Source organism: Novosphingobium sp. (assembly GCF_027489515.1).
Classification (GTDB): domain Bacteria; phylum Pseudomonadota; class Alphaproteobacteria; order Sphingomonadales; family Sphingomonadaceae; genus Novosphingobium.
Map to the genome: position 1 here is coordinate 32,372 of NZ_JAIXZS010000055.1, position 26,158 is coordinate 58,529.

26 protein-coding genes are annotated in these 26,158 nt (G+C 64.7%); 9 read left to right on the top strand and 17 right to left on the bottom strand.

Going from position 1 to position 26,158, the window contains the following annotated elements:
- Positions 1 to 20: 20 nt before the first annotated feature.
- The 15 genes from Q0082_RS09710 to Q0082_RS09780 all read right to left on the bottom strand — a co-directional run bounded on the left by Q0082_RS09710 (position 21) and on the right by Q0082_RS09780 (position 14,706).
- Positions 21 to 779, bottom strand: a complete 759-nt coding sequence (locus tag Q0082_RS09710) for a glucose 1-dehydrogenase (RefSeq protein WP_298191965.1) — start codon at positions 777 to 779, stop codon at positions 21 to 23.
- Positions 767 to 1,654, bottom strand: coding sequence for an MBL fold metallo-hydrolase (locus Q0082_RS09715; RefSeq protein ID WP_298191966.1), 888 nt, complete (start codon positions 1,652 to 1,654; stop codon positions 767 to 769). Before Q0082_RS09715 ends, Q0082_RS09710 begins: the two co-directional genes overlap by 13 nt.
- On the bottom strand, positions 1,651 to 3,270 hold the full coding sequence (locus Q0082_RS09720) for an FAD-binding oxidoreductase (protein ID WP_298191967.1): 1,620 nt from the start codon (positions 3,268 to 3,270) through the stop codon (positions 1,651 to 1,653). Before Q0082_RS09720 ends, Q0082_RS09715 begins: the two co-directional genes overlap by 4 nt.
- Positions 3,267 to 3,584 (bottom strand): cytochrome c, encoded by a 318-nt coding sequence (locus Q0082_RS09725; protein ID WP_298191969.1) that lies wholly within the window; start codon positions 3,582 to 3,584, stop codon positions 3,267 to 3,269. Before Q0082_RS09725 ends, Q0082_RS09720 begins: the two co-directional genes overlap by 4 nt.
- Positions 3,581 to 4,420, bottom strand: a complete 840-nt coding sequence (locus Q0082_RS09730) for an SDR family oxidoreductase (RefSeq protein ID WP_298191971.1) — start codon at positions 4,418 to 4,420, stop codon at positions 3,581 to 3,583. Before Q0082_RS09730 ends, Q0082_RS09725 begins: the two co-directional genes overlap by 4 nt.
- Before the next feature lie 32 nt (positions 4,421 to 4,452).
- The gene (locus Q0082_RS09735) at positions 4,453 to 5,523 is read right to left on the bottom strand and encodes an aromatic ring-hydroxylating dioxygenase subunit alpha (RefSeq protein WP_298191974.1); all 1,071 of its coding nucleotides are present in this window, start codon (positions 5,521 to 5,523) and stop codon (positions 4,453 to 4,455) included.
- Positions 5,524 to 5,535: 12 nt separating this feature from the next.
- Positions 5,536 to 6,069, bottom strand: a complete 534-nt coding sequence (locus Q0082_RS09740; RefSeq protein ID WP_292941926.1) for a 2,4'-dihydroxyacetophenone dioxygenase family protein — start codon at positions 6,067 to 6,069, stop codon at positions 5,536 to 5,538.
- Positions 6,070 to 6,081: 12 nt separating this feature from the next.
- Positions 6,082 to 6,618, bottom strand: a complete 537-nt coding sequence (locus Q0082_RS09745; RefSeq protein WP_292941928.1) for a 2,4'-dihydroxyacetophenone dioxygenase family protein — start codon at positions 6,616 to 6,618, stop codon at positions 6,082 to 6,084.
- Between the two features lie 14 nt (positions 6,619 to 6,632).
- On the bottom strand, positions 6,633 to 7,166 hold the full coding sequence (locus Q0082_RS09750) for a 2,4'-dihydroxyacetophenone dioxygenase family protein (RefSeq protein ID WP_298191978.1): 534 nt from the start codon (positions 7,164 to 7,166) through the stop codon (positions 6,633 to 6,635).
- Between the two features lie 62 nt (positions 7,167 to 7,228).
- Positions 7,229 to 9,754, bottom strand: a complete 2,526-nt coding sequence (locus Q0082_RS09755; protein ID WP_298191980.1) for a TonB-dependent receptor — start codon at positions 9,752 to 9,754, stop codon at positions 7,229 to 7,231.
- Between the two features lie 153 nt (positions 9,755 to 9,907).
- Positions 9,908 to 10,840 carry a helix-turn-helix domain-containing protein gene (locus Q0082_RS09760; RefSeq protein ID WP_298191981.1) on the bottom strand — a complete coding sequence of 311 codons (933 nt, stop codon included), beginning with the start codon at positions 10,838 to 10,840 and terminating at the stop codon, positions 9,908 to 9,910.
- Positions 10,841 to 10,866: 26 nt separating this feature from the next.
- On the bottom strand, positions 10,867 to 12,123 hold the full coding sequence (locus Q0082_RS09765; RefSeq protein ID WP_298191983.1) for an MFS transporter: 1,257 nt from the start codon (positions 12,121 to 12,123) through the stop codon (positions 10,867 to 10,869).
- Complete coding sequence (locus Q0082_RS09770; RefSeq protein WP_298191985.1) at positions 12,120 to 12,668, bottom strand: VOC family protein; 549 nt, start codon at positions 12,666 to 12,668, stop codon at positions 12,120 to 12,122. The genes Q0082_RS09765 and Q0082_RS09770 overlap by 4 nt, the downstream gene beginning before the upstream one ends.
- Positions 12,669 to 12,744: 76 nt before the next feature.
- Positions 12,745 to 13,758 (bottom strand): NAD(P)-dependent alcohol dehydrogenase, encoded by a 1,014-nt coding sequence (locus Q0082_RS09775; protein ID WP_298191986.1) that lies wholly within the window; start codon positions 13,756 to 13,758, stop codon positions 12,745 to 12,747.
- 120 nt (positions 13,759 to 13,878) lie between these two features.
- Positions 13,879 to 14,706, bottom strand: coding sequence for an IclR family transcriptional regulator C-terminal domain-containing protein (locus Q0082_RS09780; RefSeq protein ID WP_298191988.1), 828 nt, complete (start codon positions 14,704 to 14,706; stop codon positions 13,879 to 13,881).
- 143 nt (positions 14,707 to 14,849) lie between these two features.
- On the opposite strand from Q0082_RS09780, the gene Q0082_RS09785 reads away from it, so the two are divergent.
- Genes Q0082_RS09785 through Q0082_RS09805 form a run of 5 tightly spaced genes read left to right on the top strand, consistent with a single transcriptional unit; the run spans position 14,850 to position 20,192 of the window.
- Positions 14,850 to 16,088: a Tm-1-like ATP-binding domain-containing protein gene (locus tag Q0082_RS09785; RefSeq protein WP_298191990.1), complete on the top strand. Its 1,239-nt coding sequence runs from the start codon at positions 14,850 to 14,852 to the stop codon at positions 16,086 to 16,088.
- Positions 16,085 to 16,531 (top strand): biotin/lipoyl-containing protein, encoded by a 447-nt coding sequence (locus tag Q0082_RS09790; protein ID WP_298191992.1) that lies wholly within the window; start codon positions 16,085 to 16,087, stop codon positions 16,529 to 16,531. Before Q0082_RS09785 ends, Q0082_RS09790 begins: the two co-directional genes overlap by 4 nt.
- A gap of 18 nt (positions 16,532 to 16,549) precedes the next feature.
- Positions 16,550 to 17,884 (top strand): biotin carboxylase N-terminal domain-containing protein, encoded by a 1,335-nt coding sequence (locus Q0082_RS09795; protein ID WP_298191993.1) that lies wholly within the window; start codon positions 16,550 to 16,552, stop codon positions 17,882 to 17,884.
- Positions 17,881 to 19,353 (top strand): biotin carboxyl carrier protein, encoded by a 1,473-nt coding sequence (locus Q0082_RS09800; protein WP_298191995.1) that lies wholly within the window; start codon positions 17,881 to 17,883, stop codon positions 19,351 to 19,353. The genes Q0082_RS09795 and Q0082_RS09800 overlap by 4 nt, the downstream gene beginning before the upstream one ends.
- Positions 19,350 to 20,192 carry an HAD hydrolase-like protein gene (locus tag Q0082_RS09805; RefSeq protein ID WP_298191997.1) on the top strand — a complete coding sequence of 281 codons (843 nt, stop codon included), beginning with the start codon at positions 19,350 to 19,352 and terminating at the stop codon, positions 20,190 to 20,192. Before Q0082_RS09800 ends, Q0082_RS09805 begins: the two co-directional genes overlap by 4 nt.
- Here the strand turns inward: Q0082_RS09805 and Q0082_RS09810 are convergent.
- Complete coding sequence (locus Q0082_RS09810; RefSeq protein WP_298191999.1) at positions 20,189 to 20,458, bottom strand: HNH endonuclease; 270 nt, start codon at positions 20,456 to 20,458, stop codon at positions 20,189 to 20,191. The genes Q0082_RS09805 and Q0082_RS09810 overlap by 4 nt on opposite strands.
- A gap of 2 nt (positions 20,459 to 20,460) precedes the next feature.
- A complete protein-coding gene (locus tag Q0082_RS09815; RefSeq protein WP_298192001.1) occupies positions 20,461 to 21,363 on the bottom strand; it encodes a DMT family transporter in 903 nt (300 codons plus the stop codon).
- A gap of 173 nt (positions 21,364 to 21,536) precedes the next feature.
- On the opposite strand from Q0082_RS09815, the gene Q0082_RS09820 reads away from it, so the two are divergent.
- The 4 genes from Q0082_RS09820 to Q0082_RS09835 all read left to right on the top strand — a co-directional run.
- On the top strand, positions 21,537 to 22,577 hold the full coding sequence (locus tag Q0082_RS09820) for a glycosyltransferase family 2 protein (RefSeq protein ID WP_298192003.1): 1,041 nt from the start codon (positions 21,537 to 21,539) through the stop codon (positions 22,575 to 22,577).
- Positions 22,570 to 23,280, top strand: coding sequence for a class I SAM-dependent methyltransferase (locus Q0082_RS09825; protein WP_298192004.1), 711 nt, complete (start codon positions 22,570 to 22,572; stop codon positions 23,278 to 23,280). Before Q0082_RS09820 ends, Q0082_RS09825 begins: the two co-directional genes overlap by 8 nt.
- A 55-nt stretch (positions 23,281 to 23,335) precedes the next feature.
- Entirely contained in the window at positions 23,336 to 24,892 is a 1,557-nt protein-coding gene (locus Q0082_RS09830) for a hypothetical protein (RefSeq protein ID WP_298192006.1), read from the top strand.
- A gap of 154 nt (positions 24,893 to 25,046) precedes the next feature.
- A partial coding sequence (locus tag Q0082_RS09835; RefSeq protein ID WP_298192008.1) for an ATPase, T2SS/T4P/T4SS family occupies positions 25,047 to 26,158 on the top strand: 1,112 nt, incomplete at its 3' end.

Here is a 26,158-nt window from a genome sequence, read left to right on the forward strand (position 1 = left end):
TTGCTCCTCAGTGCGCCGGCTTAATGCGCGGTTTGGCCGCCATCGATGGCGATGGTAGCGCCATTGATGAAGCTCGCTGCATCAGAGCAGAGGTGCAACACCGTACCGGCGATCTCCTCGGGCTGTGCGGCGCGTCCGCTCACATTTCCGGCGAAGAAGGCTGCACGAAAGTTCGGGTCGTCGGCCCAATGCTGCGTCATCGGGGTGACGACAAAGCCGGGGGCGATGGCGTTCACGCGGATGTTCGCTTGCGCATACTCCACCGCCGCCGCCTTGGTCAGGCCCGAAACGGCGTGCTTCATGGCGCAATAGACGCTCATGTTCGGGTCCGCGATCAGCGCGCCGACCGATGCCGTGTTGACGATGGCCCCGCCGCCGACTTTCAGGAAATGGCGGATTTCGGCCTGCATCGCAAAGAACACGCCCTTGAAATCAACGTCGATGGCGAGGTTCATTTCCTCCACGGTCACTTCGTGGATCGGGCGCTGAGGCGGTAGGACTCCGGCGTTGTTGAAGGCCGCATCCATCCGGCCATAGCGCTGGATGCAGGCCGCGACGAGGGCGTCCATCGCGGCGGCATCGGTGACGTTGGCATGCTGGAACGAAGCCTCGCCGCCGGCCTGCTTGATGATCGCGACCGTTTCCTCGGCGCGCGAATCGATATCGCCGATGATCACCTTGGCACCCTTGCTGGCAAAAGCGACACAAGCGGCGCGGCCGATGCCTGTGGCTCCGCCGGTGACGAGGACCGCTTTGTCCGCGAACGTCATTCCGTCCATGCCGCCTGCTCCCCCTTGGCGACGCGCGAGGAATTGCCGAGCAGGAAATCGCCCAGCACGTCCACCGCATCCGGAAATGCCTTCTTCACCCGCGCGGCCAGATCGGCGCTGTCTTTCGACGCGGCGACCAGCTTCGGCCATTCAGCAATATAGCGACGCGTGAACTCAAGGCCCGAAGCATCGTTCGGCGTGCCTGGCTTGTCGTGTCCGGCGACAACAATTTCGGGCTTCAGGGCAATGAACCCGTCATTCGCCTTGCCCCAGGCGGCGATAGCCGCGGCATCATGCTCGCCCATCCACAGGAACATCTGGTTGTAGACGAGGTCGCCCGGGAAAAGCGCCTTGATCGAAGGCGCCCAGAGCGCCGTGGCGTGGACGTGATCGCCCTGCACCGGCCCAAGGACCTTGAGTTCCTTGCCCTCGAGCATGATCGTATCGCCTTCCATCGCGGCGGGCGCGGTGGGATGGCGCGGCGAATTGACGCCCAACACCGGATACCAGCGCTTCACCTTGAAGGGCAGCGAGCGCCAGATATCGGCGGCGACCACCGGATGCGCAACGATCTTCGCATCCGGGAAAGCATCCTGCAGCACTTCCATCGCGAAGAAGTGATCGGGATGGTCGTGCGTGATGAAGATCGTGGTGAGGTGCTTGCCGCTATCAAGCACCATCGCGACGACACGGTGGGCATCGGCGCGGGTGAACGGCGCGTCTACCAGCACGGCGTCCTTATCGCCTTTGATCAGCGCGATGTTCGCGAAGAGCGAGCCGCCGCTGGTGCGCAGGGTTTCGACCGTGAGCGGCTTTTCCTGCGCGTGTGCTGTGGTGGAAAGCAGCACGGCGGCGAGCGCCAGAAGGGTTTTCCTGATCATCATGCGATCCCTGATTTGCCGGGGGCGAGGATATGGTTGGGGTCGAGAGCGTCCTTGAGCTTCGCGTTGAAGGCGCGGTTCACGGTGCCAAATTGCTGCGCAACAAGGTCCATCGCATGAACGCCGGTGCGGTAGCTTGCCCAACCGCGCTCGCCGAAACCCGTCACCAGTTCGCGGTAACAATCGTCGGCGCGCTTTTCTTCTGCCGGGTCCGACTTGTCGTAAAGCAGCGCGATGATGTGGTGCAGTTCGCGGCTGCCGATGGCGAAGGCGGCGGTATAATCGAAGCCGTGCTTGCCCAGGATCTGCTTGGCAAGTTCGACCTGACCCTGGGTCTCGCTGCCCTTGGCGGGGGCAACGGGCGCGAACCAGGCAAGCCCGCCTCCGTTCCCACGCCAGCGCGCGAGGCCGATTTCGTCAAGGTTGAGGCCGCCCTGCATGAGAGTGGCGTGGTGGTGGAACCACGAGTTGTCGCCCATCTCGGCTTCGGTGAGGACCTCGCCATCGATCGCGGCGAAGGCGGCGCGGATGATCTTCTCGCTCTCGGCGATCATCCCTTCCGTGCCGTAAAGCGCGATGTAGGTGTTCCACATGCCGAGGTTGTTGGCCTGCGCCGCCTTGGCAACCGCTTCGTCGGTAATCGGGCCAGCGCCGTCCCAAACCTCGCCGCGGCGCTTGAACATGGCGAGCTGGTATGCCCCGCCCATCATCAGCACAACGTTGGGCACGATATTGGCAATGCGCAGCGGGCGCATCGCCTCGACGATGCGGGCGACGTCTTCCATCTTTTTGTGGCGGATGACGAAGGGCTTGTAGACCGGCGGTGCGGGCATCAGCCACATGCCCATCTTGGTCACCACGCCGAAGTTCGACTGGGTAAACAGGCCGTCGAGATAGGGCCCGTAGCCCCACTTGAACGCCTGCCAGGCGGAAGGATTCTTCGTCGAGCCCATGCCTGTGCGCAAAATTTCACCATCCGCGAGGACGACTTCCATGCCGCACTGAACCATGAAGTGCTCGCCATAAGGCGTGTAGCCGACGCCGCGGTCGAGCGTGTTGCCAACCGGGCTGGCGATGGGGCCGACGGTAGGCACGTCGATCCACAAAGGCAGGTTGTTCTCGACCAGATAGTCCTTGAGCTGGCGATAGGTCACGCCAGGCTCGACCAGCGCCGTGCACAGCTCGGGATCGACCGAGATGATGCGGTTCATCCGCTTCAGATCGAGGATCATCTGCCCCGGCATGGCAGTGGTCGTCATGCCGTAGCCCATGTTCTTGCCGGTGGAGACCGGCCAGATCGGCTGCCGGAACTCGTTGGCGATCTTCACGATCGCCTGGACCTGCTCCACGGTCTCCGGGCAGACCGCGCCGACGGGGACGTGCTTGCCATAGGGATCGGGCGTGTACGATTTCTTCCACGGCGCCACGGCTTCGGGATCGGCAAAGACCCAATCATCGCCGACGACCTTGCGCATGGCGGCGACGGCGCTCTTGAAATCGGCCTTCTTCAGGCCGGGCGCGAGGACGGCTTTCGCCTTGGCACCGGTGCCGAGGCCCACGGCGGCGGCCGAAGCGGCGCCCGCGCCAAGCAGCGAGCGGCGATCGAGATTGACGGTCATTGGCCGTGCTCCTTGGGGTCGGCAGTGCTGGACTGGACCCAGGCGGCCAGGGCCTTGAGCTCGGCGGGCGTGATTTCGGTGGGACGGAATGCGGGCATGGCGTTCTGGCCGTGGCGGACCATGTAGGCGACGGTTTCCGCCGGTAGGCCCCTTCCCCGGATCACCGGGCCGACGTTCTTGCCGTGGCAATAGCCGCAGACTGCCGCATAGACCTGTTCGGGGCTGCGCTGTGCCTGCACTTCGCCCAGTTTCTGCGCGGCCTGTGCCGTTCCGGCCAGCGCGATGCCCGCTGCGAGAACCAGCGCGCGCTTCATTGGTATTTCCCCAGCATCATGCCGCCGTCGATGACGATATGGCTGCCAGTCATGTAGTCCGAAGCATCTGAGGCGAGCAGCAGCGCGAGCGGTTTGAGCTGGTCAGTCTCCGCCACCGACCCCAGCGGCACGATGGCATCCCACGCCTTGCGCGCGACGGGGTCCTTCTTGAGCCAGCCCCCGCCGATATTGGTGACAAAGGGCCCCGGCGCGATCGCGTTGATGCGGATGCGGAACTCGGCGAGTTCAAGGCCCAGCGCGCGGACCATGTGGAGCACACCAGCTTTCGCGGGCATGTAGGGCAAGCCGACGATGGGCTCCGTCACAAGACCTGCGTTGGACGCGGTGCAGATGATCGATCCGCCGCTGCGGCCATTGGCGCGGCCGGCCTGCTTCATGATCCGCACGGCATTGCTCACGGTGTAGAACACGCCCGAGAGATTGATCGAGATCGACTTGTCCCATCGCTTGGGGTCATAGGTATCGACCTGACCGTCGGGATTGCGGTGCCCGGCGGGGTTCCAGAAACCGGCGCCAGTATCGATCCCGGCGTTGGCAAAGGCGATATCGAGCCCGCCGTAGGCCTTGGCGTGCGCATCGAAGGCAGCGGCGACGGCATCGCTGTCCGACACATCGAGTTGGTCGGCGCGAGCTTCGTAACCGGCATCGCGCAAGCGGGCGGCTTCGCGCTCGGCGCCTTCACCATCAATGTCGGTGAGGGAAACAGCGGCGCCTGCTTCTGCCATGGCTTCGGCATAGGCAAGGCCGATGCCCGAGGCTGCACCGGTAACGAGCGCAGTTCGCCCCTTGATGTCAAAGCGGTCAAGAATTGCCATTGTCGTTGTTGTCCTCTCCTTCCGCCGCGGCCTTATTCGGCCGCTTGCGGTTGTCGTTCGCGGTCTATCAGGCGCTGGAGCATCCGCCGCGCGCGCACGCCGCCGCCGTCGCCGTTCAGGATCACCGGGCGCAGATCCCAGAAATCAGACCCGCGCATCAGGCGGTGGCTGTCGCGGATCAGCGGCATGTCTTCCTGCTCGAAGGCGAATTCGAGCGCTGCGCGCATGCCGGCAGTGAACTCGGCATCACCCAGCGCAAAATCCCGTGCGGTCGCCCAGAAATAGTGCGTGGTATCGGGTGTTTCGGGCGTGAAGGCGTGCAGCGATGGAAGCAGCGTGCACTCCTCTCGCGGCGTGTCCGGAGGTCCGGCACGGAAATCGAAGTAAAGCACGGCGGGGGCGTGCCAGACGACCCAGCCATAGAAATCCTGCTTCACCCCGATCCGCCCCAGCATCCCGCCGATGCCTTCGGAAAGGTAGTCGTCGAGCCGGACGTATTCCGAGTGGACCGTCTCGCCGTCCTGCCAGAACTTGCGCTCGCCTTCGGTGAAGGCGGCCGCGACCAGCGCCGGGTGCACGAAGTTGGCGTGACTGAGATCGAGGATGTTGTCGCTGTAAAGTTCGTAATGCCCCTCGGCCACAGTCGCGCCGCGCACCGCTTCCCACCGGGGATCGGACAGCCAGCTGAAATCGGGGATCAAAGCAGGATCGGCCTGCTCCGCATCGCCCATCCAGATCCACAGCAGGGCATGGCGTTCGACCAGCGGATAAACTTGCAGCCTGTTTTCGGGGAGCTGGCCGCCGGGATGCGGATTGTGGACACAGGCGCCCGTGCCATCAAAGCGCAGGCCGTGGTAGGGGCACATGAGCGCACCCTCCACCACCTTGCCCTGCCCCAGAGGCGCCCAGCGGTGCGGGCAGCGGCCGGAGACGGCATTGGCCTTGCCGTCTGCATCGCGGAACAGCGCCACGGGTTCTTCGAGGAAGACGCGCTGCTGCGGAGCGTCGCCAAGATCAGCAGCCCAGCCTGCGACGTACCAGCAATTGCGCAAGTACGTGCCGACTGGCTCCGGACCGAGTTTGGGAACCCCTGCAGCGTTCATGTCAGCCTCTCCTCAGAGATAGAGCTGCTTGTTGATCGGGATGTTGTGCTCGCGGCAATAGGTCTCATAGTGGTTCATGAACCACCACACATCGAGCGTTTCGACGTGGTTGCCGTGCTCGTCGAAGAACTCGTTGGCGCCCTGCATGTGGAACAGCGCCTTCATGCCGTTCGGATCATCGGTGACGAGCGTGTGCGCTGTGCCCGGCGTCTCGGTGATGAACTCGCCTGGCTTGCACACCCAATCGTACTCGAGGTAGCGGAACGAGCCTTCGAGCCCAATCGCCCAGACCCGGCCTCGATGCTTGTGCGTGCCGATGACGCCCGGACCCTTGATCCAAAGGATGTTGACGTAGACGTTATCGCGCACGTCGAAGGCGAGGTGGCGGATCGCGGCGTTATCGCCGAAAGGAACCCACGGGCTCTCGGCTTCCGAAGCGCCGACGTAGGTGCCTTCGACGCCCTTGGACTTGATGAGCGCGCCGTAAAGCTCGGGCACATCGACGATCTTGTAGGCCCCGGACGGCGGGGCGGTCATGGTGGCCATCTGGCGCTCCCTTTAGAGGTAGAGCTTGGGGTTGATGGGAATGTCGTTTTCCCGGCAATAGGTCTCGTAGTGGTTGATGAACCACCAGACGTCCGAGGTATCGACGTACTTGCCGTTCTCGTCGAAGAATTCGATCGGGCCCTGCATCCACCCGAACAGCTTCACGCCTTCCGGGTGCTCGGTCACCAGCGTGTGGCTCTCGCCGGGCACTTCAAGGATCAGCCCGCCGGGCGAGGCGACCCAGTCATACTCCAGATAACGCACGCTTCCCTCGAGGCAGACCATCACGATCGTGCCGCGATGCAGGTGTGTCCCGATCGTGCCGGGGCTCTTGACCCAGAGGATGTTGGAGAAAATGCCCTGCCGCACATCAAAGGCAAGGTGCTTGATCGCGGCATTGTCGCCGAAGGGAACCCAGGGGCTGTCGACGTCGGTCTGCGCATCGATATAGCGCCCGCCGGGGCTCAACCGGGCGACGAGGTCGCGGTGGGCGAAACCGACATCGACGATTTCCTTCTTGCTCGACGGCGGTGCAGTCATGGCATTCATGAGAAGCGCTCCTCTTAGCGGATTAGCGTATCGACATAGTCGGCACCGATGCCGACCCGGTCGTAATGCTCGCGCGCGTTCTTGATGTAGTCAAATACATCGAAGTGACCGGTCGTGTTGCCCTCATCATCCAGCCACATCAGCGGGCCGGAGACGACGAAGAACACTTTCATCGGGTCTTCGTGTTCGTAGCAGACGAGCGTATGGCTCTCGCCCGGCGTCTCGTAAACGAAATCGCCCGCAGTCGCCGTCCATTCATGCTCGAGGTAGGCCCACTTGCCGCTGATCGTGTAGGCCCAGATCGGATGCGGGTGATAGTGGCGGTTCACGAGGCCCGCCGATTTCGACATGAGCACGTCGGCCCACATGTTCTTGGAGGGGCTGATCCAGACGGGCTTGGAGCTTACAGTCTCGCTGATCGGCACCCAATACCGTTCGTCGCCTTCGGCGATCTTCGAGAGGTAGACTTCGGGAAGGCCGCCTTCCCGGAACACTTTCTCGACCGGCTTGATGCCTTTCCAGAATTCGGAATGGGCGGTTTCAGGCATTTCTGTCTCCTTTTGCAGGAAGGGCGGACACCTTGCAGCGCCCGCCCCCGGTCATGCTTGGCTCAGAACCGCAGCCCGAGCTTGGCGTACCACTCACGCGGACGGCTGTAGGTGCCGTAGATCTGGCCGCCGGCAATCTGTGCCTGACCGGTCACGAGATAGCGCGTATCGGTCAGGTTGGTCCCGCCGATGGTCAGGTCCCAATGATCGCCCGGTTCCTTGTAGGTGATCGAGCCGTTGAGGATGTCCACGCCGGGACGCTGCAGCAGGTATGCGCGTTCGGTATCGTTCCACAGCGACGACGAGTGCGTGTAGTCGGCGATGAAGATCAGTCGGCCACCGTTCTGGAACTTGGTCTCGTAGCGCGGCGAGATGTTGAACTTCCACTTCGGCGTCTTGGGCAGATCGGCGCCCGGGAACACGCCGGCCTGGAACGGGTTGGCCGCAACCTGCGCGGGCCCGAGGACCGATGTGTACTTGGCATCGAGGTGGCCGATCGACGCGTTGATGGTGAGGCCATCGACCGGCGCCGCCGTCAATTCAACCTCGAAGCCCTTGATCTTGGCATCGCCCGCGTTCTGAATGGTCGGCGAGACGCCCTGCTGGAAGTTCAGCTGGATGCCCTTGTAGTCGGTCTGGAAGACGGCCGCGTTGATCTGGAGGCGGCGGTCGATCAGGGTCGACTTGACCCCCAGTTCATAGGTCGTGGCCTTTTCCTCGCCGAATCCAGGCGCATAGGGCAGCGGGTTGGAAAGACGGGTGGTCCAGCCACCGGTCTTGTAGCCCTTCGACCAGCTGGCATAGACCATCACGTCGTCGTTGGGGTGGAACTGCACGCCAACCTTCGGCGCGAAGTTGTTGAACTTCTTGTTCTGCGTGCCCGCAACGTAATAGCGCAGTGGCTGGCCTGCGTTCGGGAACCCGGCAGCAACACGGCAATCATCGCTGATCGGGTTGATGTTGGCGCAGGCTGGCGGGCCGGCTCCAATCCCGGCGAGGAAGTTGAGGATCTTGTAGGTGAGGCCGTTGGCATCCGACTGGAAGCCCTCGAACTCCTTGTCCTCATGCGTGTAGCGGCCACCGACGGTGATGCCGAACATGTCGCTGAACTTGTAGTCGACCTGACCGAAGAACGCGTAGTTCTTGGTCGCCAGATCGTTCGGACCATCGACTTGCAGCAGGCCCTCGGCGAAGGTCACGTAGTCGTGCAGATTGCCCGCTTCCTTGAAGTAGTAGGCGCCCAGCACGTAGTTCAGCTTCTTGTCCATGGCATTGCCGAGGAGCTGGAGCTCCTGGCTGAACTGCCACTGTTCGGTGGTGAAGCTGGTGTGCAGGAAGTTGAGCGGTGACCCGTCGAGGTCGGTACCCACGTTCCAGTGCAGCTCACGGTAGCCGGTGATCGACTTCAGCGTCACGGTGTCCGAGAGATCGTAGGCCATCGTCAGCGAGCCGCCGTACGACTTCAGCTTCGAGTAGTTGTTGCCGTTGGCATAGCTCGTGTCGATGTCACCGGTAACGAAGCGGTTGTCATAGGGCAGCCGGTTGTTGCGCGGATCGGCATCAACGTTCACGCCGTAAACAGTCGGGTTGTCGAAGATCGAATTGAGGCCGCCGATCCCGCCGATATAGGCGAATGCGGGCGGGCCGCCACCGCAATCGGTGCTCGAAGCCGCAATCGCGCAGTTGTAGGTGCCGGCGAAGACCGCTGGGGTCGTCGTGATCAGCGTGTTGGCGATCTGGCTCTGGTCGACATTGGTGTAGTCGGCCGAAAGCGTCGCGGTGAACGCGCCCCGGTCGAACTTCAGCTTGCCGCGCAGGTTCCAGTTGTTGTCGCCGCCTTCGGTCCCGAGACCGATGTTGTTGTAACCGGCGGCCTTGTAGTTCTGGATGTTGGTCGAGGCGAAATTGCCCGCACCCGGAAACGCGATGCGCTTGAGGTAGCCGGTGCGGTTCTTGGTCGAGAAGCTGACCGAGGCACCGAGCCCGTCGGTGATCGGCAGGTCGACCGTGCCGCGCGTCTGCACGAGGCTGAAGCGGCCGACGGTGACATCACCGACGAAGCGGAATTCCTTGCCCGGATCGTGCGTGACGATCGAGATCGCGCCGCCGATGGTGTTTCGGCCAAACAGGGTGCCCTGCGGGCCCTTGAGCACTTCGATACGCTCGACGTCTGGCAGGTCCTGGTTCGCACCGACCGAGCGCGCGAGGTACACGCCGTCGAGATAGATGCCCACGCCCGGATCGATGTTGAACGCGAAGTCGTTGGCGCCAATGCCGCGGATATAGGCCGAAAGCACGGCAGTCGAACCCGAGAACGGCGTGCCGGCGTCAAGCGTCACGTTGGGGGCGATGTTAGAAAGCGCCGCAACGCTCGTCACCGAGCGCTCTTGCAGCGTGTCCGCCGTAAAGGCCGAGATTGCGATCGGCACGTCCTGCACGTTTTCCGAGCGCTTCTGCGCGGTCACGACGATTTCGGCGATGCCGCCCTCGGGTGCGGCTTCGGTCTGGGCTTGCGGTGCACTCTGCGCGAAAGCCGGTGCGGCCATGGCGGCGGCGAGCACGGCAAGCGATACCGTTGTTCGTCTCATGTTGCTCTCCCTCTGGAATTGTCACTGCCCGGTTCCCCAGCTGGCCGTCTCGCCCTCTGGTTGCCGAACATGCGCATTCGAATTCATAAGCCGTTTCGGACGCATCCGCTTGGACTGGAGCGCAGCGGATCAGGACTGAAGCGCAAGCCCCCTCTATTTCCGTCGCCATTCACGTGGTGAAACACCGAAGCGCTGGCGGAACGCCCGCGCGAAGTACGCGCTGTCGTTGAAACCGAGCTCGAATGCGATCTCGGTAATGCTCGCGTCCGGCGCGGCGCCAAGCCGTTCGGCCGCGCGTGCGAGGCGGCGTTCGAGAATGTAAGCGCTGGGCGTTGTGCCCATTGCGGCAAACAGGTTCTGGATCGTGCGGACCGATGCGCCGCACGCTGCGGCCAGCCCCAGCGTGCGCAACCCCGGATCGGCCAGCTGGGCCTCGACCATGGCGAGCACGCGGCGGCGCAGCGCGCTGTCGGCGGCGGGCACAGCGGCATCGGGCCGCGCAGCGCCGCGCAGCGCCAGCGCGACAAGATCGTAAAAAACCTGGCTCACGCCGTCCTGCCAGTCGGGATCGGAAAAGCCCTGCTGGCTCTGCCGCCAGAGCGAAAGGAGGAAATCGTGGAACACCCGCGCGCCCGGTGTCGCGCCGCTCATCCGCTGGCGCAGGGCATCGTCGAGACCTGCGAAACGCTCGGCCAGCGGCGCGCGGGGAAATTCAACCACGAGCAGTTCATGCGCGGCAAGATCGATGGCATAGGCCTCATGCGGCGAGGCGATCACGAAATCCCCTGTGCCGAGCGCGGTTTCGGTCCTGCTCTGGCGGTGGAGGCTGGAACCTCGGCACTGCAGATGCAGGATCAGCCGCTCCTCCGCCGTGTAGCTCGGATCGCGGCCCACGAATGAGGCGGTCGAGCGCGGGCGGATCATCGCAAGATCGCCGACCTGCCAGGTCCACATCTCGCCGGTAAAGTCTTCGGTGGCACTCTTGACGTACGTGCCGCTGTAAACGCGGTCGACCAGCGCGTTCCAGAACGCGAGGCGCTCTGGCGGAGCGATCCCTTCGGTGGCGAACTTTTGCACTGCGGTCATGGCGGAGGTCCTTGTTGCAGTGAGGATCAGGCGGGGGCGAGCTCGCGGCGGGCCACTACACGTGGAGCGGATTCGACGAGGCCGAGCGCGCAGATCCCGGCGAGGATGCACAGCGCGAGCATCAGCCAGAGCGCGGCGGAGAGGCCGTAGACATCGGCAAGCGCGCCCGCGAGGAACGGACTGAGCACCCCGCCAAGCACTTCACCGGTGCCCATGACGACGCCGGTCAAAGTTGCCGTCAGGCGCGGATCGACCGATTCCGATGGGATCGTTGCCATGAACATCGGGAACAGGCCGTTGAGCCCCCACCCGAAGAAGAAGATTGCCGCAAGCAGCCAGGTCGAGCCCGTGTAGTAGAGCCCGCCCAGCGGCAGGATCACGCCAAGGAACGCGAAGCCGATCATCACCGGGCGCCGGCCGATCGCATCCGAGATAGCCGGCACCACGAAGCTGCCGAGACCTGCGGAGAGGCCCAGCGTTGCCATCAGCCATCCCATTGTCTCGGGCGCGAAGCCGCGAACTTTGGTGAGATAGAGCGGCATGAACGCCCAGCACACCACAAGATAGGAAACGAGGAGAACCGAGATGACCGCGCAGAGCACGACATTGCGGTGGCGGAAGGCTTCGCTCAGCGGCACCTTGGGCTGAGCTGCATCGTGCACTTCGGCTGGCGGCTCGCGCAAGGTGAACCAGATCAGGACCGCGGTGATAAGGCCTGGCGCAGCAGCCAGATAGAACCCCTCGCGCCAGCCATAGGCAGCGGCGACCGGCACCAGCAGCAACGGCGCAAGACCCGAACCGAGCAGGTTCGAGCCGAGGTTCTGCGCGACGCCCATCGCCATGCCGCGCCGCTCGGGGGCGACTTCGCTGACGATCATCGAGTGGCTGACGGGCATGACGCCGCCTTCCGCCGCACCCATGAGGAGGCGCGCGCCCAGCAGCATGAAGAACGAGGAGGCAAGGCCCGAGGCAAACGAGCACAGGCAGAAGGCGATGGTCGCGACGACCACCACCGGTTTGCGTGAGCCGAGCTTGTCAGAAATGCGCCCTACCGCGAGGCCGGACAGCGCCCAGGTGAGCGACAGCGCCGAGCTGAACATGCCCACCTGCGTGTTCGACAAGTGCAGGTCTGGCTGCACATAGGGCATCAGGAAGTTGAGCGCGTTGCGGTCGAAGAACAGGATCCCGAAATTGAGGCTGAGCAGTCCGACAACCCAGGCCTGATAGCGACCACTGCTTCGCTGCGAGGCGTCCACGCTGGACGAAAGGTGCGCGCCGCTCACAGGAAGGGCCTCACGGGATCGGTCTTGCCATCCCAGTCCTGCGCTGCCTGCCACTGCGCGGTGAACAGCGTATTCATGCCCTCGGTGGCGGGGATCAACTCGAGAAAGCCCGGCGCTGCGGGATCGGCGCTTTCGAGATAGGAGACCGAGCCGCCCGTCGGCACGGGCGCACGGAACGCCAGCGAGTGCCCCCGCGCGAGATAGTCCGGCAGCGCGGCATCGACATCGGTGAAGGCAATGCCGAAGTGGTGGAAGCCATGACCGCGCGCCGCGATGGTTTCGCGGTACACGGAAGGGTGCTCATCCAGCGGCTGGATCAGTTCGATCTGCATGTGCCCGGCAAAGCCCATTGCAATGGCTACATCAGCCTGCGACGGTTCGCCGCGATAGACCTGTCCCTCGCCCAGAAAGTGGTCGAGCAGGAAAAAGGGCCCTGCCCCGCAGTCGCGCTGGAAGTGGGAGATTGCGGCATGGATATCAGCCACGACGAACGCGGTCTGCACCACGCCCCCGATGCGCTGTCCAAAGCCCAGTGCCTGCACCATCCCGCGTAGTTCCCTTCCCTTGCGCCCGCCGCTTGTCCGACTGGGCTGTTTTTGCGCGAGCCTCCCGGACCGGCCATCAAAGCGTGATCACGACCTTGCCGAACAACGCGCTCGAAGACTGGTAGCGATAGGCATCAAGCGCCTGTTCCATCCCGAACGTCCGGTCGATGACAGGCTTGATCCCGTGCGCATCGATGAAGGCATTGAGGCGGCTCGCCATTCCGCGCGAACCCACGAAGATGCCGCGGATCGAACCGCCCTTGAACATCAGCGGGTGCGGATTGGTATCACCCTCGCGGGTCAGCACGCCGATTAGTGCGATCTCGCCGCCAAAGCCGACCGCTGTGATGCTCTGCTTGAGCGTGCCGGCGCCGCCGACTTCGACGACATGATCGACCCCGCCACCCGAGAGATCGGCTGCCGCAACGCCCCAGGCCGGCACTTCGCGGTAGTTGATGGTCTTGTCGGCCCCAAGTGCTGCCACGCGGGCGAGCTTTTCATGCGACGAGCTGGTTGCGATGACCTGCGCGCCCGCTGCCTTGGCGATCTGCAGCGCGAGGAGCGAGACGCCGCCAGTGCCGAGCACAAGCACGCTTTCCCCGGCGCGGACCGGGTGCGGTCCTTCCATCAGCGCGTTCCACGCGGTCACGCCGGCGCAGGGCAGGCAGGCGGCTTCCTCGAACGATAGGCTTGCGGCCAGCGGTACGACGCCGTGTTCGGGCAGCACAACAAGGTCTTGCAGCATACCGGCTGCCGGCGGCGCGCCCAGCGCAGGGCCGGCCCCCGGGTTCGGCGGGCCATCGATCCAGTTCTGGAAGAAGGTTCCCGCAACGCGGTCACCCGGTTTCACCGAAGTGACGCCCGCGCCCACCGCCACGACCTCGCCCGCGCCATCGGACAGCGGCACGGTATCCACGGCCACGGTACCGCCCATGTAGAGGCCCTGCGGAATGATTTGATCGCGGAAGTTGAGCGAGCAGGCGCGCACGTGCACCACCACTTCGCCGGGGCCTGCTTGAGGCTCGGGCACATCGCGCAGCACCATGTCGTCCAGCGACGCAGCGCCTGCCCGGATTACCCACTGCCGCATCCCATGTGCCTCCCTCTTTTCTTGACGGGATAGTCGCACAGGCAGCCGCTGATTTAATCAGCAAGACAAACAGATTTCACCTGGTGCAATTGTGGCGCAAGGCGGCGGTCAAGTGCCGGATCAGGCGGGATTTCCTGGAGAGGCTATACCCGCAGATTGAGCGGCAACCGCTTGGCCGATCGCCTGCGCCGTCTGGTGCAACGCATCGAGGTGGCGGTGCATCACCCCTTCGTCCGTACCGCGCTTGGCCGGCCAGGTGAGGTTGATCGTCGCGATCGGCGCGCCGCCTGCCACGATCGGAACTGCCATCGAGCGGCGTCCGTCGCGCAGCACCAGTTGTTTCGAGCGGTCAGGCCAGGGGTGCAGCGGTTCGCGCAAGGCATAGCCGCGTTCACGCGTTTCCTTGAGGATCGCGCGCAGGTCGTCCTCGCTGCCGGGCGCGGCATCCTTTGGACGCAGGCGCGCGATGATCGCGTCGCGCTCCTGTTCGTCGCAAGCAGAGAGATAGGCACGGCCGGTTGCGGTGTGGATGTAGGAAAGTTTGACCCCTACGGGTCCGAGAATGGCGGAATCGAGCCGGAACAGCGGGCTGTTCGTCTCCAGGATCTCCATGTGATCGAGCCGAGGAACGCCCAGTACCGAAGGCCAGGCCACCTTCGTCGAGAGCGCCTTCATATAGGGCGAGGCAATCTCGGCGATGTGCTCGACGGCGCTTCCCGTGCCGCGCGCAGCAGCGCCCAGATGCGGCAGATAAGCGCCATCGGCAAGGCGCTGCCAGACAAGGCCCTTGCGCCCGAGCGTAAGCAGCATTCGCAGCAAGGTGGCCTTGGGAAGCTTCAGTGCCTGATGGAGTTCATGCAGGCTCACCGCGCGGCGCGCTTGCACTTCCAGCAGCACGTCGAGCCCGCGCTCCAGCGCGCGTACAGTCTTGACCTTGCGTTCCAGCATCGTCTCTTCCCGGTGCTTCGTGCGCTGTCCGGCGCCGCCAGGCCCGTCAGCGTGTTTCACCTTATGCAACGCGCACTTCGCATACCGTGGTGCAAAGTCAACCGCGATGTCGCACTCTCGGGACAGGGAGACGAGGGATAGCCATGGCAGAGACCACACTTACGTCCACAGGCCCGAGCGTCATGCTCATCGTGACGCAGGATACCAAGGAAGAAGAAGCACGCTTCGTTCGCGGCGTTCTGGAAGCGGCAGGCGTGCGCGTCGTCCACCTCGATCCCAGCGTGCGGCGCACCGTGGGCGGCGCGGAAATTTCGCCCGAGGATGTCGCCGCAGCAGCAGGAATGACCATCGAGGAGGTCCGCGCGCTGGGCCACGAAGGCAAGTGCCAGGACGCGATGATCCGCGGCGCCATTGCGGCCGCCCACGCCTGGAACGCCAGGGACCCGATCTCCGGCATTCTCGCGGTTGGCGGTTCGATGGGCTCGGCGCTGGCCGGCGCGCTCATGCAGAGCTTTCCTTACGGCTTGCCGCGCATGATCGTCTCGACGATGGCCTCCGGGTTCACCAAGCCGTACATGGGCGTGCAGGACATCGCGATGATGAACGCGGTGACTGACATTTCCGGGCTCAATTCGATCAGCCGGGACGTGTTCCGCAATGCTGCCAATGCTGTTGCGGGCATGGCAAAGGGCTATGATCCCAAGGCCGCAGCGGAAAAGCCGCTTGTCCTGATCACCACGCTCGGCACCACCGAGGCGAGCGTCAAGCGCATCCGCGAGGCGCTGGAGGCCGATGGCTGCGAGGTTATGGTGTTCCACTCCTCGGGCGCGGGCGGGCCGACGCTCGACGGGCTCGCGGCTGGCAAGGATGTCGCGCTGGTCCTCGATCTCTCGCAGACCGAGATCATCGACCATATCTTCGGCGGCCTCGCCGATACCGGGCCCGACCGGGGCCGCGCGGCGCTGCTCAAGGGCATCCCGACGATCCTCGCGCCGGGCAATGCGGACTTCATCATTGGCGGCCCGATCGAAGCCTCGCGCGCGCAGTTTCCCGGCCGGCGCTATCACGAGCACAACCCGCAGCTGACCGCCGTGCGCACGACGTTCGAGGACCTCAAGAAGCTTGCCGACCACCTCGCCGCCAATGTGCGCGACGCCAAGGGTCCGGTCCGCGTATTCACCCCGCTTCACGGCTTCTCCAACCACGACAGCCCGGCAGGGCACCTGATGGACCCGAGCGTGCCGCCGCCCTTTGCCGAATACCTGCGGCAGGTCATGCCCGCAGAAGTGCCGGTCACTGCGGTCGACGCGCACTTCAATGATACCGCGTTCTCCGACGCCATCATCGCCGCCGCGCGCGACTTGCTGGCAGCCCGCGCATGAACGAGGACCTGCCCCTGACAGCCGAGGACATCGCCGAGATCGCAGCAATCATCGAGGCATCGCCTTACCGCGAACTCGACCTCTCCACCCGCCGTTTCCGCCTGCACCTCGCGCGCGGCGATGGTTCGGAAACCGGACTGACCCAGGAATGGCAATGGGCCGGAAGCGCCCCTGAGGCGGCCGCTGCTGAAGCCGAGCAGGCCGCCGATCCCGACGCCATTTCGGCCCCGCTCCCCGGCACGTTCTATCATGCGCCGCAGCCCGGTGCCCCGCCATTCGTTGCAGTCGGCGATCAGGTCGGGCCGGAAACGGTCGTCGGCATCGTCGAGACGATGAAGCTGATGAACCCCGTGCATGCCGGACGCGCGGGGCGGGTTGCCGAAGTGATCGTCCCCAACGCCACCATGGTCGCCAAGGGCCAGCCCCTCATCCGGCTCGCCTGAGCGCAGAGGCAGACACACATGATCCGCCGACTGTTCATAGCCAATCGCGGCGAAATTGCTCTGCGCGTGATCCGCACCGCAAAAGCCATGGGGATCACAACGGTGCTCGGCGTCTCCAGCGCCGATGCGGCGTCGCTGCCCGCGCTTATGGCGGACGAGACGGTTCTTCTCGGCCCCGGGCCATCCTCGCAAAGCTACCTCGCGATAGACAAGGTCGTCGCGGCAATGGTCTCGGCAGATTGCGATGCAGTCCATCCAGGATATGGCTTCCTGTCCGAGAACGCGACCTTCGCCAAGGCCGTTGCGCAAGCGGGCATCCGCTTTGTCGGCCCTGACATCTCGACCCTGGAAGGCATGGGCGACAAACTCGCCGCCCGCGCGCTGGCGCTCGAAGCGGGCCTGCCCGTCCTCCCCGGCGGAGAAGCTACAACCCGCGAAGCCGTCCACACCCGCGCAGCTGAAACGGGCTATCCGCTGCTGCTCAAGGCCGTCGCTGGTGGCGGCGGCAAGGGCATGCGGCGGGTCGACCGCGCAGAGGTTCTCGATACCGCGCTTGATATGGCGCAGGCCGAAGCGCAAGCGGCGTTCGGCAACAGCGCCGTCTATGTCGAACGGTTCGTTGCGAGGGGCCGCCACGTCGAAGTGCAACTCCTCGGCGATGGCACCCGCGCCATCCATCTCGGCACGCGCGATTGCTCGATCCAGCGCCGCTTCCAGAAGCTCGTCGAGGAGGCCCCTGCCCCCGCCATGCCCGAAGCTGCCCGTGCCGGAATCGAGGAAGCGGCGGTCCGGCTTGCCCGCCACATCGGCTATCGCGGCGCGGGTACGGCGGAATTCCTCGTCGATGCGACCGACTTCTCATACTATTTCCTTGAGCTCAACGCGCGCATCCAGGTCGAGCATCCGGTGACCGAGGCGATCACCGGGGTCGATCTCGTCGAACAGCAACTGCTGGTCGCGTCCGGCAAGCCCCTCACGCTTACACAGGCGATGGTGCGCCCGTTCGGCCACGCCATCGAAGTGCGTATCAACGCCGAAGATCCCGAGGCCGATTTCCGTCCTGCACCGGGCCGGATCACCCGTGCTGCTTGGCCCGCCGGTCCTGGCGTCCGCATCGACACGCATATCGCGGCGGGCGGCGAAGTGCCCCCATTCTATGATTCCCTCCTCGGCAAACTGATCGTCCACGGCGCGAGCCGCGAGGAGGCCGTTGCCAGGCTGCAAGCGGCGCTGGCGCGCATCCGCATCGAAGGCGTGCCGACCACCGCCGGGCTCCACGCCCGCATTGCCGCCGATCCGCGCTTTGCGGCTGGCGGGGTCGACACCGGATTTCTGACAGGACTGGCCCAATGACGACCTTGAAACTGGTCGACGTGACCATGCGCGATGGCAACCAGAGCCTGTGGGGTGCCACCGGGCTCAACACCGCGCACATGCTCCAGGCTGCGGCGCTTACCGAGGCCTGCGGGTTCCGCGCGATCGACTTCACCTCCTCGAGCCACATGGCCGTCGCGGTGCGCTACTTCCAGAACAACCCATGGGAGCGGCTGCGGCGCATGGCAGCCGCGATGCCGACCACGCCGCTTCAGTTCATCACCACCGGCCTGCGTTTCATTGCTTGGCAGCAAGCAGACCCGGAGTTCATGCGGCTCGTCTACCGCGCACTGCAGGTGAACGGCGTCGGCCGCTTCGTGCTGCTCGATCCGATGCACGAGGTGCCTGCGGTGATCGAGGCGGCACGCCTCGTCAAGGAAGAGGGCAGCGCCGAGGTGATGTGTGCCCTCACCTTCACCCTCTCCGAATTCCACACCGACCAGTTCTACGCCGATTTCGCGCGCGCCGTCGGGCAGAGCTCGGATATCGACCTGTTCTATATCAAGGACCCCTCGGGGCTCCTGTCGCTGGACCGGGTGCGCACGCTGGTGCCCGCGGTCAAGGCCGCGATCGGCAATCGCCCGCTGGAGATTCACGCGCACACCACGATCGGCCAGGGGATGCTGTCGAGCCTCGAAGCCGCCAAGCTCGGGATTTCGGCAATCCATGTCGGCATCGGCGCGGCAGGTGACGGCTCCTCGCTTCCTGAAGCGAACCGCATGCTCGCCAATCTCGACGAGGCCGGCCACACAGTCGAGATCGACCGCGCGGCGTTGGCGAAGCTGACCTCCTACTGGAATCGGCTGGCGCTTGCCGAAAACCTGCCCTTCGGTCAGCCGCAGAACTTCGACGCGAGCTTCCTGCGCCATCAGATCGCGGGCGGCGTGATGACCACGACCGCGCGCCAGCTTTCCGAACTCGGCCTGTCGGACCGCTTGCCTGCGGTGATCGCGGAGACCGAGCAGGTCCGCGCCGAGCTTGGCTATCCGATCATGGTCACGCCCTTCCCGCAGATGGTCATGAGCCAGGCGCTGTTCAACGTAATCGGCGAACGACGCTACGCGCAGGTCTCCGATCAGGTCATCCGCTACTGCCTCGGCAAGTTCGGCAAGCCTACCTCGCCCATCGACAAGAGCGTGCTCGCCGCGATCATGGATCGCCCGCGCGCGCGCGAACTGGAAAACGAACCCACCTTCCCCGCGCTCGGCGATCTCAGGCGCCAGTTCGGCCACGCCATGCCCGACGAGGAATTCCTCCTGCGCGCGGTGATGCCGCCCGAACAGGTCGATGCGATGCTGGCGGCGGGCCCCTCGCGCGCAACCTACACGCCCGAAGCCGCTCCGGTGATCGCGCTCCTCCGCAAGCTCGCGGCCAAGCCCAGCGCGCGCGACCTTGTCATCGAGCGCGGTTCGTTCCGCCTTGCCCTTCACGCCGGAGCCGGTCTTTGAGCATTATCCCTGAATTGGCCGCACGGCTGAAAGACGCCGCCGGCTTCATCTTCGATATGGACGGCACGATTGCGCTGGGTGACGCGCAGAGCGGCGGGCACAATGCCTTGCCCCATGCTGTCGCGTTGCTGGAAGCGCTGAAAGCGCGCGGCACGCCCTATGTTGTGTTCACCAATGGCACGGCCAAGCCCCCTGCAGCCTATGCCGCCTCGCTTCGCAAGGCAGGGTTTCCGGTCGAAGACGGGCAGATGCTCACGCCCTCCTCGTCAACGGCCGACTGGCTGAAGCGCACCGGAATCGGCAAAGTGCGCGTGCTCGGCAACCCCGGCTGCCGGGCGCCGCTTGATGATGCCGGGCTCGACGTTGTCGGGCCTTCCGACGAGGCTGACGGCGTCGAGGCAGTCTATACCGGATGGTTTCGCGAGTTCGACTTCCCCGCCTTGGAAGCCGCCTGCGATTCGCTGTGGAAGGGCGCGAAACTGCTCACCGCGAGCAATGTTCCGTTCTTCGCCACCGCCAATGGCCGCGCCATCGGGGCGAGCTATCCGATCAACGCGATGCTGACGGCGATGACCGGCAAGCGGCCGCGCATCCTTGGCAAACCCTCGCGGGTCGCGTTCGATACCGCGCGCCTGCTGATGGGCCTGCCGCGCAGTGCGGCAAAGCAGATGGTCGTCGTCGGCGATGATCCCGCGCTCGAAATGCGCATGGCCAATGCCGTCGGCGCACTATCGGTCGGCATGGCGACCGGGATCATGGCCAAGAGCGCCGAGCTTCCCGAGCGCGACCGGCCTGCGGTGCTGCTCGACAGCCTCAAGCCGCTGCTCGATCTGCTCTAACGCCGTTTGGCCGTCGGTGCATGAAAGTCGGGCGGCTTGCTTGCCACCCAGGTGACGAACTTCGCGATCACCGGATCGGCTCGCAGCCGCTCCGGATCAGCCCCGATCCGTGCCAATTCACCATTGCTGAACTGCGCGTGCAGCGTGCGGTGGCAGATCGGATGGAGCGCAACCTTCTCTCGCCCGCCCCGGCTTTTCGGAACCGGGTGATGCCACTCCACTCTGCGGCCCAGCGGGCGCTCGCAAAGCCAGCACGAATGCGTCATGGCTATTCGGTGCCCTGAGGTTCATCTTTCATCTGACCAGCGCGCCAGAGGTAGAGCCCTGCACCGATGATGACCGCCGCACCGAACTGCGCGGTCGTATCCGGATGCTCATGGAAGAGCAGCCAGCCATAGAACCCGGCCATGAGAAGCTGGAAATATGTCATCGGCGCCACAGTGCCTGCGCCAATCCGCGAGGTTGCCAGATAGATGAGCGCGTGTGCGCTGCTGCCTGTCACGGCGATCATCGCGCTCTTGCCAATGACACTCCAGGGCGGCGTGCCGACATGCAGCAAGGCAATCCCGCTGAAATGACCGATCGCGGTGAACAGGAGCAGGAACAGTGTCGCAAAGATCGCAACATTGACCTGCATGGCAAGCGCGGAACCACGCCCGAGCACGGCCCGATTACCGATGATCAGCAGCGCCATGCCAAAGGCGGCAAACAGCGGCAACACTGCCGCCGGGCCGATCGCGGCAAAATTGGGCCGCAGCACGATGAGCACGCCGGCAAAGGCGACGAGGCTGGCGATCCATGTCTCGCGCCGCATCGGCTCGCCGATCAGCGCGGCGGCGAGTAGCGCCGTCACCATGGGGCTGGTGAAGGAAATCGCGGTTGCCTCGGCAATCGGCATGATCTGGACGGCGGTGAAGAACGTGGTGGCCGAGAACGCCACGCCGAAGCCGCGCGCCGCGTGCCAGCCCGGGCGGTCCATGCGAAAGCCAGCCCACCCTTCACGCAGCAGAAGGATCGCGCCAAGGCCGATGGTGCCAATTATGTAGCGCAGCGCCGCAATGGCCGGCCCCGGCCAGAGCCCGGCCATCGATTTGACCAGTGTGTCGCCGGTCGAAAGCAGCGCAAAACCGCCAAGGGCCAGCAGCAGTCCGTCCCTAGTCCGATTGCGCAATTGCCCCTCCTGTGGGGTGCCTCATTGCGGTTGTTCTGCCGGGGTGCAACCCTCGATACTGGTCATGTTGCATTATCGGTGCCATGGAGTTGCACCGCAGTCCCGTTAAGGCTTCTTTACGTGTTGTTCACCAAGCTTTGCGTAAGGATCTGTGCATTGCAGGAGGCGTTGTGATGGTGGATCAGCCCGCGCGGGATACCGCGACCGCGCTGCCCGGGGCGGCGGCGCCTGCGCTATCTGTCGTCGTGCCCTGCTACAATGAGGCCGATGGCCTGCACGAACTGCATCGGCGGCTCGTCGCTGCGATCGAGCCCCATTTCGCCCAGGATTTCGAGATCGTGCTCGTCAACGACGGCTCGCGCGATGCCACCTGGGCCGGAATGGTCGCGCTCTCGGACGCCGATCCGCGCGTCCTTTGCGTCAATCTCGCGCGCAATCACGGCCACCAGCTTGCGCTGACCGCCGGCCTCGCGCAGGCGGTGGGCGAGCTCATTTTCATTCTCGACGCCGATCTGCAGGATCCTCCCGAGCTCATTGGTCCGATGCTCGAACTGATCCGCGCCGGCAACGATGTCGTCTACGGCCAGCGCCGCAAGCGCAGTGGCGAGACCGCGTTCAAGCGCGTTACCGCAGCGGTCTTTTACCGCCTGCTCGACCGCATGGTCGATGTCGATATCCCGCGTGATACCGGCGATTTCCGCCTGATGACGCGCCGTGTGCTCAATGTTCTACAGGCCATGCCCGAGCGCTACCGTTTCGTGCGCGGCATGGTCAGCTGGGTCGGTTTCAAGCAGGTTGCCCTGCCCTACGACCGCGACGCGCGCTTTGCCGGCGAGACAAAGTATCCGCTCCACAAGATGATCTCTTTCGCGATCGATGCGATCACCAGCTTCTCGGTCGCTCCCTTGCGCATAGCCTCGTGGATGGGGGTCTGCGCCGGGCTCGGCGCCATGCTTATGCTGGCCTACGTACTGGGCGCCTGGGTCATGGGCTACGCGATCAGCGGCTGGACTTCGACGCTCGCGATCATCCTCGTGCTCGGCTCGACGCAGTTGATGATCCTCGGGATCATGGGCGAGTACCTCGGCCGCATGTACATGGAAGCCAAGCGCCGACCGCTCTACATCATCGAGGAAGTGCACGGGGTCCGCGCCGCGCGGGGCCATGCTGTCCACCAGCTTCGCGAAAGCGGCCGGGAACGCAGCCATGGGTGAAACCCTTCCGCTTGGCACCGAGGCCGAGTTCGACCGTGTCGCGCAGGATTACCGCGCGCAGCACGCACAATCGACCGGCGTTTCCGAAGACGCGCTCGATTACTTCGCCCGCTACAAGATCGAGTACGTCCAGCAGCTCTGGCGCGAGAAGGGCCGGTCCCCGCGCGTCATCATGGATTTCGGCGCAGGGATCGGCAACGCGCTTGCCCCCATCCATGACGCTTTCCCCGAGGCCGAGATCATTGCCCTCGACGTCTCGCGTGCCAGCCTTGATCTCGTCGATGCGCAGGCAATCTCGAAGGTACGCACGCTGGCCTATGACGGCCTCAAGGTGCCGCTTCCCGACGCCAGCCTCGACTGCGTGTTCATCGCCTGCGTATTTCACCACATTCCCGCCGAACACCATGTCGCGTTGCTAAGGGAGTTGCGGCGCGTGCTGCGGCCGGACGGCGTGCTCGTGCTGTTCGAGCACAATCCGCTCAATCCGCTCACCCGCCTTGCCGTCGCCCGCTGCGAATTTGACCGCGATGCTGTGCTCATCGGCGCGACCGAGATGCGCCGACGGCTCCGCGCTGGCGGCTTCGAGCGCGCTGATCGCCGCTTCTGTCTCTTCTTCCCGCCTGCGCTGGCAATGCTGCGCCCGCTGGAACGCTTTCTCGGCTGGCTGCCGCTCGGCGCGCAGTATCACCTCGTCGGAAGCTGAGCGAGCAACCCTCGCGTTAACCATACCTTGAGGGGTGCTGCGTATCCTAGCAGGGATGCTGAAGCCACCCTTGCCCGTTTCCGGTGCCGAGGCACCTGCCCCGCTGATCCGCGCGCACAGCGTCCTGCTGGAAACGCGCACTTTGGCGCTCGGCCTCCTCGGCTTCCTGCTGTTCGATCAGGTCCTGCTGCTTGCCATGCTCGGCTTTGCGCCGCTGCTTATTGCGGCGGCGAGCCTGCTATCGCTCGCGTTGTGTGCCGCATTATGGAGGCTGCGCGGCTGGGCCCCGGGCGCGGCGGTGCAGCCGCGCACATTCGCGGCCCTGTTTGCGGGCGCGCTCGTGCTGTTCATCCTCGGGGGTGAAGGCCGCTTCTTCTATGCCAACACCGATTGGCAGGTCCGCTACGCCGTCCTCAACGATCTGGTGACGCACCCTTGGCCCTGGGTCTATGATACTGCCAGCGGGCTGACGATGCTGCGCTGCCCGGTCGGCATCTACCTCGTCCCCGCGCTCGTCGGAAAGCTCGTTGGCACTGAAGGCGCGCAGCTTGCCCTGCTGGTGCAGGATGCCGCGCTGCTGACCATGCTGGTCGCGCTCGCCGCGCCGGTCTTTGCTGGTATCTCACGGCCCTGGCTCACCTTGCTGTTGGTGCTCGGCTCAAGCGGTCTCGATGTTATCGGGCAGCGGCTCTATGGCGGCAGCGTGCTTGTCCACCTCGAACAGTGGGACGAGCTCCAATACACCGCCGTGCTAACCCTCGCGTTCTGGGTTCCGCAGCATGCGTTGGCCGGATGGCTGGGCGCGGCCTTCTATCTCGGCTGGCGGGCCGGCAAGGTTCCGCTTGCCGCGCTGCTCTGCCTCGTGCCACCGCTCGCGTTGATGTCGCCGCTGGGCGGGCTCGGCATCGTGCCCTTCGTGATCGCCGCCTCGATGATGGAGCTGCTGGCGCGCCGCATCGGCCTTGCAGAGATCGCGCTCCCGGCCGTCTCTGTCCTGCTCGCCCTGCCCTCGCTGCTTTATCTAGCCAGCGGTCTCGGCGGCGTCTCGACCGGTGCCTCACACTACGCTGCGGAAGTCTACGTGCTGTTCTACCTCGTTGAGGTGGTGCCGTTCCTGTGCGTGCTGTGGCTCGCCCGCGGCTCGTGGAGCCTCGACCGGATGACCGTGCTGCTCAGTGTCGCCCTGCTGCTTGTCCTCCCGTTCGGACGCGTTGGCGAGAAGATCGACTTCATGATGCGCGTCTCGATCCCCTCGCTCGCGTTCCTCGCGATCGTCATGGCCGGCGTTCTGCGCTCGGCCCCGGCGGCGCTCGACAAGGACGGACAAGCCGCGCGCCGTATCGCGATCTGCCTGTTCCTCATCGGCCTTGTCGTGCCCATTGGCGAGACCGCGCGCGCCGTGCTGCTCCCCCGCGCGCCGGAAGTGCGCTGCGGCTACTACGGCGTCGTGCCGGCCGGTTACCCCACCTACATCGCGCCCTATGAACGCGTGATCAAGGCAATCCGCCCCGAACACCCCGCGATTGTGCCGATTCGGGAACCCGCCAAGTGCTGGGATGTGCCGTGGCCGGACGCCGCAAGGCCGGGTTTTCCGGAGTATGTACCGCTATGACAGGCACGGCCCCCCGGTCATGTCCCGCCTACCTGTGCGAAATCGGGATGTGTTTAGGAAATCCTGAAGGTTTCGGCGGTATTCACCACGCATCGGAAGATCGTGCTGACCATTGTCGGTGCAAACCATCCGTTACGAGAACAGGGAAATCTGCATGAGCGCATTTGGCCGCAAGTCCGGAGTCAGCGGGGGCAGCACTGCGATGCGCCCGTCGTTCGGCGTGGCGCGTCCGATGAAGTCGGGCGAAGGTTCGGCAGCACCTATTCCGGTGCCGATGGGGGGCGAACAGTTCCCGCCGCTGCCGAACATGGATGCCGCCGATACCGGTGCCAACAACAAGTCCGATGCGCTGACACGGCTTGCCGACCGCGCCAACGGGGTCAACGAACCCGGCTACCAGGCAGAAGGCTTCGAAGCCTCGGTCCACAAGATCAAAGAACAGGTGCTGCCGCGCCTGCTCGAACGCGTCGATCCCGAAGCAGCTGCCACCCTGACCAAGGAAGAGCTGTCCGAAGAATTCCGCCCGATCATCATGGAAGTGCTGGCCGAGCTCAAGGTCACGCTCAACCGCCGCGAACAGTTCGCGCTCGAAAAGGTGCTGATCGACGAGCTGCTTGGCTTCGGTCCGCTCGAAGAGCTGCTCAACGACCCTGAGATCTCCGATATCATGGTCAATGGCCCCGAGCAGACCTACATCGAAAAGAAGGGCAAGCTGGTCATCGCGCCGATCCGGTTCCGCGATGAGAGCCACCTGTTCCAGATCGCGCAGCGCATCGTGAACCAGGTCGGCCGCCGCGTTGACCAGACCACGCCACTCGCTGACGCCCGCCTCAAGGACGGCAGCCGCGTCAACGTCATCGTGCCGCCGCTCTCGCTGCGCGGCACCGCGATCTCGATTCGTAAGTTCTCCGAGAAGCCGATCACGCTCGACATGCTGCGCGATTTCGGTTCGATGTCCGACAAGATGTGCACCGCGCTCAAGATCGCGGGTGCATGCCGCATGAACATCGTCATCTCGGGCGGTACCGGCTCGGGTAAGACGACCATGCTCAACGCCCTGTCGAAGATGATCGATCCGGGCGAGCGCGTGCTGACCATCGAAGACGCGGCCGAACTTCGTCTGCAGCAGCCGCACTGGCTGCCGCTCGAAACCCGTCCGCCGAACCTTGAAGGCCAGGGCGCGATCACCATCGGCGACCTTGTGAAGAACGCCCTGCGTATGCGTCCTGACCGCATGAGCCTGGGCGAAATTCGCGGCGCGGAATG